This is a genomic window from Microcystis sp. M31BS1, assembly GCF_020245285.1.
GTDB classification, from domain to species: Bacteria; Cyanobacteriota; Cyanobacteriia; order Cyanobacteriales; family Microcystaceae; genus Microcystis; species Microcystis panniformis.
Map to the genome: position 1 here is coordinate 1 of NZ_JADBVE010000292.1, position 11,042 is coordinate 11,042.

Genomic DNA, 11,042 nt, shown 5'->3' on the forward strand with positions numbered 1-11,042 from the left:
AAAAGCCGAATTAGTCCATCCAAATCCTCTAGGATTAAAGCACAGCGCAGGAGGGGAAAAATGCCAGCTTTTACCACCACCCCCGACATCAGCGCCGAGACGGAGGTTTCCGATTCCGAGTGTGTCATCGGTAGCCATAATCCCGAGACAAAGATTCCCCCTTTGACTAATAATCCCATGAAGATTAAAGCCAAGGCTTCGGGAGGTGCGTCCTTTAAACCGGCAAAAGCAAAGGAATTATTGGCTTTATAGACTAAAACTGCGCCGATTAGGTAAAATAACATCGCCACATTGCTGATAAACAGATAACGCAGGGCAACCCAGAGAGAGCGATCGCTGCGAGGATAGGCAATCATCAGAAAAGCGGCAATACTAATTACTTCTAAGGCAACGTAAACGCTAATAAAATCCTCACAGACGAAGACAGAATTAATGCTGCCGTGGAGAATGATAGCTTGGGCGTAAAAAAAGGCGGTTTTGCTACTTTCCCAGTTATAAAAAATAACTGCCATCGTCACCAGGGCATTAGTGAGGATAAAATAGGCACTTAACTGATCGGCTACCAGTTTCACGCCATAATTATCCAGTAGGTTGAGGGTTATGGGGGAGGATTGGCTAAATAGAAGGAGAGAATAGGCGAGAGAGATAACAGAAGTAATTAAGGACAGATATTTAGCCCAGCGAGACAGTAAATAGCCAATAAAGCCGCTCAAAAAGGGAACGACTATCCAAGCGATCGTTAGAGTATTCATGGTGTAGGATTTTCTGATCTTTACTTTGTCTAGGGCAGGGTTTTCCTAGACTAATCTGCTCAATTTCACCAGCAAAGATACTTTTTCTAATTATCCTCGATCGAGTCCTATTGATCAAGAATTTTTCGGGTGGCAAATAGATTGTTTTGGATCTATAATTATTATTGAAAAAAATAAAAGCAAGCGGTTTCGCTTGTTTGGTATGAAGGTGGCAATCGCAGTTTTTTCAACTGTGTTTGTAGCCTTTAACCAAGCTTATAAAGGAGCCAATTCTGTAGCCCTAGAATAGATTGACACACTTAAAGGAATGAATGCGTCTCGTTCCCAGATTTTTCAAAAGGTTTTTGAGAGTCCCAATCCGATTGTCTGGCACTAACATCGGATTTTAACAGGTCAAAAGCCTTATTTTAAAAGGGTTTTACCATTATTCAGAAAACCCTATGTAAATGACCAAAACCGCCAAACCAATAGCTATACTGTTATAAGAGCTATTTCCCGCAATTAGACCGCCAAGAAAAATTGAATGCCAACGATAACAAAAGAAACCCTTAAGCAAGAACTCGATCGCCGTAATAATCAACAACGTCAAATCTTAAATATTCAACCTTAAAAGGAGCAAACCTAATGACAACTAGAGAAAGACTGATCCAAGAAATATCTCAAATCTCCGAAGAAATTGTTGAAGAACTGCTTGACTTTTTATTATTTACCCAAGCCAGAAGGAATCAACAAAAAGAGCCAAAAACGCCTAGACCCTACGCCCTCTGTCAAGGAGAATTTACCGTTCCTGCTGACTTTGACGATCCCTTACCCGATGAAATCCTACAGGACTTTGAAAACCCTTTATAAAAATCATGCGACTTTTACTCGATACTCATATCTTTCTCTGGTTTCTTAATGGAGATCCTCAACTTTCACAAGATTTTTGTGATGCCATTAAAGACGCTAAAAATAGCGTATATTTAAGTGTAGCCTCCATCTGGGAAGCCATTATTAAATATCAATTAGGTAAACTTCCCTTGCCAGAATCACCAGAAGTTTATCTGCCCAAACAACGCGATCGCCATCAAATAGCGAGTTTAACGATTGATGAAGAAAGCATCGCCTATTTAATGAAATTACCTCCCTTGCATCGTGATCCCTTTGATAGACTGCTAATTTGTCAAGCAATCCAAAATGATTTAATCATTATTACAGTTGACCAAAAAATTCGCTCCTACCCAATCATTACAACCTTATAATTAATCAGACAAAAATGGCAGAAGTAAACGTTTATTATGATCCAATGGGTAACACCTTAACCGTTGGGTTTGGCGCACCGCACGACCGTTAGAGTATCCATGGTGTAGGATTTTCTGATCTTTACTTTGTCTAAGGCAGGTTTTTCCTAGACAAAGTAAAGCTCAATTTCACCAGCAAAGATACTTTCTCTAATTATCCTCGATCGAGTCCTATTGATCAAGAATTTTTCGGGTGGCAAATAGATTGTTTTGGATCTATAATTATTATTGAAAAAAATAAAAGCAAGCGGTTTCGCTTTAATAATGTATATCTTGCCAGAGGGAGCAATCAGTAATGTTTTGGAAATCTTTGATATTTTTGCTGGCAATAATAACCCGACGACTGGGATATTTTTCTTTGAGTAGAGTCCAGAATTACAATCACTCTTTTAATCCCATCCCTGAACTTTTCTGGCTCTCCTAAACTGGTTATAGCAAATTAGTAGTTTAAATCAGCCTAAACCCTTAAATAGTCTGGAATCTAACAAAGCAAAAAGCTTTTTTTATTAAAATTGCTTTTTTGAATTCTGGTGAGCCTTACTTCTTTTAACCGTCCGTTGCATTTCAGTTGTTATTTGTCTGTTTTAGGTTTTAATTTAGAGCATATTTATCAAGAGGGTTGCTCTTAAGCTTGGAGCCAACTTCTCAAGATATTAATTACTACTGGAGTGAAAGGTTCCATTTGATCTTGCTGAGGTTGTGATAGGTCATCGATTAATATATTTAATATTTCATCATCCTCTAAGCCGTCATCTGGATTTATGCCATTTTCCCATAATAAAACATTAGACAACTGCTTCCGTGTTTCGATCAAAGCACGGTTATTTTTTTCATGGTCACCCAAATTTAAAACTCGAATCGTGACAGCTGCCCGATCGCTCAATCCTTCTACCCGACCACTAATTTTGAATCGCAGTTCTGTTTCACATTCTGTCATCAGGGGAGTTAGGGGTAGGTGTTGAGATTTATGTGCATCACCGCATTGATTAGGGGTATTACAACTAGCAACAATATTTGAAAAGTCGAGCGTACGTTTAGGATTTAGCTTTTGAGCTTCTATATGCTCATTATGGCAAGCATTAATTTTTTCGATTCGCTGGCAGCAATAGGCACAAAGATAAAACTGCTCATTAAGAGCATAGTCTCGAATCTTTGCCCGAACGACTTTCCCTTCTTCTGTTTTATCTAAATCATCGTATGCCCCATGAGGGTTCTTCCTTTTCCAAGCTTTTAAACAACAAGGTTCAGCCCCTTTACTAATGGTTCGCATAAGGTTCAGCCCCTTTACTAATGGTTCCCATGACGCAATTCTTGTTTACGGAGCAGTAGTTTTGCTTTGACCAATTCGAGATGATTGGCAGGTAGTTCCTCACTTAATTCTGCCAGCAATTGTTGAGCCTCGGTTAGCTTTGAATCTTGTATGGCATCTAACAGATCGTTCAATTCAGTATCAATTTTCTCATTACGAATGCTGGTATTCATGACATCTAATAAGACAGTATTAGCATCTTGCCCATATTGAGAGGGCAACTGTCGCAATTCGCCATTAGCTAAAGTGTAGATCAAAACATTTTTACAATCACTGATCACTAGAGGTGAATGGGTTGTCAGCACAAACTGACAATTTGGGAAAGTTTCGGTCAGGCGCTCGCAGAGGCGACGTTGCCAAGAGGGATGTAGATGCAAATCGACTTCATCAATCAAAACGATACCATCACCTGCTAAAGGATTTTCTAAGGCAGGGTTCAGCATGGCTAGACGGCGGGCAATATCACCCACAAGAGCCATTAGGGATTTTTCGCCTTGTGAAAGTTGGGCGACGTTGAGGGTTTCACCATTTTTGTCCACTGCCATGTAGAGACGAGGTTTACGACGGACTCTAAGGTTATCCATATGGGGCATAAATCGGCCAATGGCGGTGCGAACTGCTGTTAATTGCCGATCTTTAGCTGAGGCATTGCGTTCGTTTAACCATTGCCATACGTCTTGATTGATTTCAGCTAGTGGTCTTAGTTGGTTGAGAACGTCTTCAGGAATTCCTGATTCATTTTCGGTATCTTCCCGTTCTCGGAACCATTCAAAAAAGCGGCGAAAGTCAACGCCCTGACTTAAGGAGTTATCATAACCGTCCAATTGCAAAAAGGTATGCTTAGTCCTAATTTTTAGTGGAATATCGAGTACGACACGCTCGACAGGATAAAACGCAATTAGGGGTAGGCTAGTTTTGTCATCATGGGTGAGGGCATCACGATAACGATTGGCCAAGCGCGTACAGTCATTAAGGTTGCTATTATATTGGGCTTTACGTCCTTTTCTACTTTTGGCAAGAATCCATCTGAAATAATGGTCAATATCGCTTTGATCAGGATTGTTTAATGATTTGGAGGAATCCCAGACTTCGATTTCAATGCTGCCAGCATTAGCAGTATTAAATATGGCATCTTCAGAAATAGGATTACCACTCCCTTTTTCTGTAAGTAAACGAGCAGTAAACCAACTAAGAGAAGTTGCTAATGCTTTTAGTATAGCAGTTTTACCAGCCCCGTTATTACCAACAAAAACGGTAATTTTGCTTGGGTTTTGCTCTGTAGGCGCCAAGAAAATTTCCAGCTTTTCAAATAGCCCGATGTTATTTAAGATGACCCGTTGAATTTCCATATCGGGGAGAGTGGTGAGGGATATGCTGACTGCTGATAGACTAGATATAAAACCGTAAAACAGTTAGGAAATAGTGAAAATATCTGGCTTCCTAAGTAGGTAGGTGTTAAAAGTTCTCAAATCCCCCCGCCTATCAGCACCCCCCTTATCAAGGGGGGCAGGGGGGATCAGACGCAAAATCTATCTTCAATTTAATTATAACTACTTACTTAATCGCTAAATAAAACTATAAGTTAAACTCGATCGCGATGACGGCGATCGGCGATAAAAGACTCTACCAATTTAACATCTTCGACACTACCGATCACTAAAGGTGTGCGGGTGTGTAATTTATCGGGAACTATATCTAAAAGATTTGTCACCCCATCACTAGCTTTACCTCCTGCCTGTTCAATTAAAAAAGCAAGGGGGGCAGTTTCATAAATTAAGCGTAATTTTCCCTGGGGATTTTTAACAGTACCCGGATAGAGAAAAACACCACCCTGCATTAAAATTCGATGGATATCTCCCACTAATGCCCCACTGTAACGGGCCGTGTAACCATCATGACGGTGGACATAACGAGTATAGTCGCGAATTGCCTCATCCCACTGCCAAAAATTGCCCTCATTGGTACTATAAATCGGACCGTGATCGGGGATAATAATATTCTCTTGGGCGAGGATAAATTCCCCTAAACTGGGGTCAAGGACAAAGGCATGAACACCGCGACCGATCGAGTAAACTAAAATAGTCGAGGGTCCGTAGAGAATATAGCCGGCGGCGATTTGTTTACGACCATTTTGCAGTAAATCCCGCGCCTCTCCGTCTAAATCATTGTCTTCCTGTTGACGGATGGCAAAAATCGAACCCACATTTAGGTTAATATCCACATTGGAAGAACCATCGATCGGGTCGTAGAGTAGGGTATAGCGACCGATGGGACAGTTTTCTGGGATATAATAGGGTTTATCCATTTCCTCGGAAGCAAGACGGCAAACTAAACCACTTTGCTTAAAAACCGAGATAAATACCTCATTGGCAAAAACGTCCATTTTCTTGACTGATTCCCCTTGGACGTTGGTTTCTCCGGTAAAACCTAGCACATCCGCCATTAATCCCGCTTTACTGAGACGACGGGCAATTAATTTCCCCGCTAGGGCAATCCGACTCATAATTGCGCTTAAATCCTGCGCGTCGGGGGAAAAGCTTTGTAGTTGTTGCAGGACGTGACGGGAGAGGGTGGTACAATCTCGATCGAGGCTATATTCGGGGATAGAAAAGGGAATATTGCTAACCATAACTGTAATTGCCAGTAATAAAGTAAAAAAGGGAAACTCGTCTAGTCTCAATTATGACTATGATTTGATCCTAGCCAAGATTTTCCCTATTGCGGGCCAATTTTTAGATCAGTTTCATAAGTTGGCTAATTTTTCTCTTATTGATCATTAAATCTCGGTCAATAAGTGGCTGTTCATAATTAAATTGAAGATGGATCCCCCCTTAATCCCCCCTTGATAAGGGGGGTGTTGATCCCCCCTTAATCCCCCCTTAATAAGGGGGGTGTCTGACAGTTTTTAACAATAACTACTTAGTTGCCCTCTCAATTTAAGTCGATGGGGATACACCGGGCAAGCGTTTATATTTCAAGTAATAGGCAAAAACTGTTATTAAAACAATAACTATTGTGCCGATACCTAAATAGTTAGGAACCCAAAAAGCTGCCGCAATGGTGTTAATTTCTCCCGGTTTTAAATGCCAAATTAACTGATTGTCAACTTGTTCTACCGGGGGATTTAATCCTGAGTCATCTTCAATATTTTGACCGGCTAAGGGAGTCTTTAAAGCGAAGTCGATATCGACTAAGGAACCGGGGCTAATGATAATATTTCCCTGTTCAGAAAGTACACCCAAAGCCCGCAAATCAACGGTTAATTTTAAGTTTTTCTGGGTCAAAAAGAAACAATCTTGTTCTGTCACTGCCAGTTTTGAATCTAGTTGCAGTAGCTTGATATCATCGGTATTAGGGGAATTTGTGATTTTAAAGGAAGAACTAGGATCAAAAAATTGATTGAATTTTTCCTCTAATTCCTGACTATTACTAAAGGGAATAGTGACAATTATTTCTCGTTCGGAAATATGATCGGTTTTCCCCTTAAGTAATTTTGCCCTCTGTTCGATACTATTTAACCATTTAGTGGCTTCGGTTTGACTGAGACTGGTTAAACGTTGTCCGAGGGTGATATGTTGAATAATTTCCCCGTGGTGTTGGTGGGGAAAATTAATGCCCACATCGTAACGGACACAGCCAGTTAAAAAGAGAAAAATACCGCATAAAAAGGGCAGAATAAAGCGGGTTTTCCCGATTTTTTCGGTGGTTGGTTGATTCATAATTAATCTTCTTCTAAGTCGTCATAACTTGCTGAACTGCCACCGCTAACCGTAACTAGATCGATTTGCTGACGATAATAGTCTACATCTTTTACTTCCACTTCTACCTCATCACCGAGACGATAGGCAACGCGATTTTTCCGTCCTACCAAACAGCTATGACGGGCGCGATATTCGTACCAATCATCCTTGAGAGAAGAAACATGGACCAACCCTTCCACTAATAAATCGGAAATTTCCACGAAGAAACCATAGGATTGTACACCGGTAATTAAGCCGCGAAACACTTGACCCATTCTTTCTTTCATTTTCTCGGCTTTTTTCAATCCTTCTAGGTCTTTTTCCGCATCTTCAGCAATTTTTGAGCGATCATTGAGATGGGAAACAATTAGATGGCTTTCTTCTTCTAACTCCTCCTGAATTTGACTTGGGAGAATATTCCAATGAATCTGTCCATGACAGCTATTACTGCCCAAATTAACCCCGACTTTGACGATTTTGCTGCGGCGATCTTTCCCCTCGGTTAGTAGGAGTTTTAACACCCGTTGTACCCAAAGATCGGCATATCTTTGTAGGGGGGAGAGACAGTGGGTATAATTGCTAGGATAGGCCAAACCAAAATGGGGTAGAGGATGGCTGCTATATCTAACTAATTTGAGAGTTTCTTGCAGCAGATAATTGAGGACTTTCACCGATGAAGAAGCGGAAAAAGTGCGGGTGAGATTTTGATAGTCATTGGGTTTAATCTCCTCCTCGGCAGTTAAATTTAATTCTGCCCCTAAATTATTGGCCAATTTGAGTAAATCCTCCAATTCATCCCAATCCGGTTCCGATTGTCCACAGTAGATACAGGGCAATTTTAAGGCCTGTAAATGTTCAGCGACAACTTTGCCGGCTAAAATTGCCACTTCTGTCAGTAAAGAACGGGCCGGTAAATTATTAGAAGCGAGAACAGTCCCCCCCCGTCCTTCGTCTTTGTAGGGAGAGATTTTGTCTAATTGAATATCAAAACTACCCCGCTGCAGACGTTGGGATTTTAGGGTGGGGCAAACGCTGAAAAATAAATCTTTCAGGGTTTCAACGGTATCGGTGGGGGCAGCTTCGCTATCTTCTTCACTGAGCAGATCGCGCACCTGTTGATAGGTAAAATGTTGATCCACTTGGATGAGGCTGCGGGTGATTTCGTACTCCACTAGCTCCCCCTTATCATCGAGGGTGACGAGGATAGAAATAGCGGGGCGCTGTTCTTGGGGTGACAGGGAACAACGACTGGTAAGGGCAGCCGGGACTAATGGCAGCACTTTTTCGCCTAAATAGACGGCAGTTCCCCGTTTTTTGGCAACTTTATCCAATAATCCGCCCCGTTCAATGTAACGGACCACATCGCTGATATGAATGGCCACTTGCCAGCGATTTTGGTTGATTTTCTCTAAAGAAAAGGCATTTTCAATGATTGGGGGATAATCTAGAGGGGTGTCATCTTCGATGGTAAAGGTGAAGAGTGGAGTTAAATCTCGCAGTTGTTCTTTTTCGCCACTATCGAAGAAATCTGCTAAATTATCGGCAATTTCGAGGGCTTCTGGCGGAAAATTATGGGGTAGATCGTGTTTACAGGAGACGATATCCGTGTCGGCAGCGGCCTCGGCAGTAGAACCGAGAATGCGAGTAACTTTACCGATGGGAGGCATTTCTCCTAGGGGATAACGGAGGACGGAAACATGAACGAGGTGATCGATATTTTCTTGGAGATTTTGACCATTTTCGAGGAGATTAAGGGTAAATTTTAGGCGATCATCGAGGGGAACCGCCACAAACTGTTCATTTTCCTGTTTTACTTGCGCTAGAAGCGAAGGATTAGCTCGTTCGAGAATTAATCTCACCTCTCCTTCCGGAGAACGACGACGGGTTCCCTCACGGATGATTTTGACTAAAACTCGATCGCCATTCCAAGCGTTACTGAGATGATTTTTCGACACGTAGATGTCATCAGCATCTTCGATATCTTGGATAGCAAAGCAAAATTCTTTACTGGAACAGCGCAGCTTTGCTTCTACGATATTTTCCTCGATTACACGACGATAGCGCCCCCGTTCTTTGACAACCATTCCCAAACGTTCCAAAGCATCGAGAATCACTTGCAATTTTTCGCAGCTTTCGGGATCGTCTTCGCAGCCTAATTTTTTTTCGAGAAGTTTACCCGTAGCTAATTTATCATCACTAAGATGAGAGAGGAGTGTGGCGATCGAGAAGTCCATCTAACAATAATCCTTACTTACAAGACACTGACGGAATGGTGGACAATTAAGTTTAAATACTTATATAATGAGAGGATTGATTTAAACCATTGACTCGAGAGATTATCTCTATCGGGCTAATTGCGATCGCTGTAGGTGACAGTGAAGGTAAACTAAGCAAGCATCGAACACCCGAACCTACCTTGAGAATTATCGAATCCTTTCTTAGGATAAGCCAATAGCGAACACTGGCAAACTTTTTTGCGATCGCTCGTCTTTCTGGCAGAAGCTTCAGCCTAGTAGAATCTTGTTACCATGGGCAAGGCTAATCCTAGGACTGAAAATTTTATCTAATCTTTGATCCTAGCAAGAACTTGCTACATTTTTCCATAATTACGATAGAGTATTTTATTATAAGTACAAAAGAACTCGAAAAAGTCACCATGTTGCAAAAGTTACGCCAACGTTACCCCCAAGTTGCCCTGATTAGCGAGTTAGTTCAAATCGATCACGGCAAGTATATTGTGAGAGCGATCATCGAAATTGAGGGAAAAACGGTCGTTACAGGTTTAGCAGCGGCAGATACGGTGGAAATCGCCGAAGATAGAGCCAGAGAAAGAGCTTTACTGCTTTTAGAAGCTGAAAACACCCCCGATCTCCAGCTTGTGGAAAAAATCAGCCCCAATAATATTTCTCTACCGGAAGATTTACCTAAAACCGTCCCTAGTGCCAAAAAATCGACTAAAACGGCTAAAGTCACCGAAATACCTCGTCCTGAAGCTAAAATTGAACCGGAATTACCCCAAGTTAAGGATATTCCCCCGGCTAAAATTGAACCGGAATTACCTCAAGTTAAGGATATTCCCCCGGCTAAAATTGAACCGGAATTACCTCAAGTTAAGGATATTCCCCCGGCTAAAATTGAACCGGAATTACCTCAAGTTAAGGATATTCCTTTACCAGAACCAGAGCCTTTATTATTAGAAATGGAAACCGATAATTACTCCTTATTATCAGAATTGCCAGAAGAAGCGAGTTTAACTGAAGAAGAACCCCCGGCACCAGAACCAGTTGTTGTTATTCCCGAAGAAATCGATTATTCAGTGCTTAAAACTAAAATTGATGTGGAGATGAAACGATTAGCTTGGACCACAGAAAAAGGTCGGGAATACCTGATTTCTACCTATGGCAAAAAGTCTCGTTTACTGCTAACTAATGAGGAGTTATTAGAATTCTATAACTACTTATCTAGTATCAGTGCCTAATCAATAAACCTGCTGCATAAATCAAAAATCTTCCGTTAAGTGAGGAGTCTCCGAGTCAGTATTCTCCGAGTCAGGAGAAGCAGAAAGAAATAGATTATTTCCTAGCAGTAGAAAAGCGATCTTTTTCTGGAAAATGCGATTAAAAACTCACTTTTGCGGGAGATATAATAAAGAAGCTATTAGCTGCCAGTCTTTTTCTGGCGTTGTCAAATTGAAAGATGCTCCGAATCAGCACCGGAACTGAAATTACTTTGATAGCAAGGATTGCATTGCATCTTGACAATTAGTGTTTAATGAACGAATAGTGCCGATAGTTGGGCTTAAGTGGGGAACAAGAGTCGATCGATTTAGCAGTGGAATTAGCCCTACAATCGGCGTAGGGCTAATTCATGAATTAGCCCTACAATCGGCGTTGTCAAATTGAAAGATGCTCCGAATCAGCACCGGAGCATTGCATCTTTCCTCTTCTGATCTGACAACGCC

Annotated in this window: 9 protein-coding genes; 3 read left to right on the forward strand and 6 right to left on the reverse strand. The window is 41.4% G+C overall.

Annotated elements, in window-relative coordinates; translation table 11 throughout:
• A partial coding sequence (locus tag IM509_RS16790) for a proton-conducting transporter transmembrane domain-containing protein (protein WP_287717208.1) occupies positions 1–752 on the reverse strand: 752 nt, incomplete at its 3' end.
• A 624-nt stretch (positions 753–1,376) separates the two neighbouring features.
• Here IM509_RS16790 and IM509_RS16795 point away from each other — a divergent pair.
• A complete protein-coding gene (locus IM509_RS16795; RefSeq protein WP_002796731.1) occupies positions 1,377–1,601 on the forward strand; it encodes a DUF2281 domain-containing protein in 225 nt (74 codons plus the stop codon).
• 5 nt (positions 1,602–1,606) lie between these two features.
• Positions 1,607–1,993 carry a type II toxin-antitoxin system VapC family toxin gene (locus IM509_RS16800; protein WP_012265532.1) on the forward strand — a complete coding sequence of 129 codons (387 nt, stop codon included), beginning with the start codon at positions 1,607–1,609 and terminating at the stop codon, positions 1,991–1,993.
• A gap of 664 nt (positions 1,994–2,657) precedes the next feature.
• On the opposite strand, the gene IM509_RS16805 is transcribed toward IM509_RS16800, so the two are convergent.
• The 5 genes from IM509_RS16805 to IM509_RS16825 all read right to left on the reverse strand — a co-directional run bounded on the left by IM509_RS16805 (position 2,658) and on the right by IM509_RS16825 (position 9,315).
• Entirely contained in the window at positions 2,658–3,302 is a 645-nt protein-coding gene (locus IM509_RS16805) for an HNH endonuclease family protein (RefSeq protein ID WP_012265534.1), read from the reverse strand.
• 17 nt (positions 3,303–3,319) lie between these two features.
• Positions 3,320–4,690, reverse strand: coding sequence for an AAA family ATPase (locus IM509_RS16810; RefSeq protein WP_072926740.1), 1,371 nt, complete (start codon positions 4,688–4,690; stop codon positions 3,320–3,322).
• Between the two features lie 233 nt (positions 4,691–4,923).
• Positions 4,924–5,970: a class 1 fructose-bisphosphatase gene (gene fbp, locus IM509_RS16815; RefSeq protein WP_185237790.1), complete on the reverse strand. Its 1,047-nt coding sequence runs from the start codon at positions 5,968–5,970 to the stop codon at positions 4,924–4,926.
• A 307-nt stretch (positions 5,971–6,277) separates the two neighbouring features.
• A complete protein-coding gene (locus tag IM509_RS16820; protein ID WP_185237791.1) occupies positions 6,278–7,060 on the reverse strand; it encodes a DUF3153 domain-containing protein in 783 nt (260 codons plus the stop codon).
• A gap of 2 nt (positions 7,061–7,062) precedes the next feature.
• Entirely contained in the window at positions 7,063–9,315 is a 2,253-nt protein-coding gene (locus IM509_RS16825; RefSeq protein WP_072926736.1) for a ribonuclease R family protein, read from the reverse strand.
• A gap of 422 nt (positions 9,316–9,737) precedes the next feature.
• On the opposite strand from IM509_RS16825, the gene IM509_RS16830 reads away from it, so the two are divergent.
• Positions 9,738–10,559, forward strand: coding sequence for a slr1353 family protein (locus IM509_RS16830; protein WP_052277086.1), 822 nt, complete (start codon positions 9,738–9,740; stop codon positions 10,557–10,559).
• Positions 10,560–11,042: the final 483 nt, after the last annotated feature.

Excerpts from the sequence above, each read along its gene's own strand:
- IM509_RS16795 (WP_002796731.1), top strand. The coding sequence starts at position 1,377 with ATGACAACTAGAGAAAGACTGATCCAAGAAATATCTCAAATCTCCGAA.
- IM509_RS16825 (WP_072926736.1), bottom strand. The coding sequence starts at position 9,315 with ATGGACTTCTCGATCGCCACACTCCTCTCTCATCTTAGTGATGATAAA.
- IM509_RS16800 (WP_012265532.1), top strand. The coding sequence starts at position 1,607 with ATGCGACTTTTACTCGATACTCATATCTTTCTCTGGTTTCTTAATGGA.
- IM509_RS16805 (WP_012265534.1), bottom strand. The coding sequence starts at position 3,302 with ATGCGAACCATTAGTAAAGGGGCTGAACCTTGTTGTTTAAAAGCTTGG.
- fbp (WP_185237790.1), bottom strand. The coding sequence starts at position 5,970 with ATGGTTAGCAATATTCCCTTTTCTATCCCCGAATATAGCCTCGATCGA.
- IM509_RS16820 (WP_185237791.1), bottom strand. The coding sequence starts at position 7,060 with ATGAATCAACCAACCACCGAAAAAATCGGGAAAACCCGCTTTATTCTG.
- IM509_RS16810 (WP_072926740.1), bottom strand. The coding sequence starts at position 4,690 with ATGGAAATTCAACGGGTCATCTTAAATAACATCGGGCTATTTGAAAAG.
- IM509_RS16830 (WP_052277086.1), top strand. The coding sequence starts at position 9,738 with ATGTTGCAAAAGTTACGCCAACGTTACCCCCAAGTTGCCCTGATTAGC.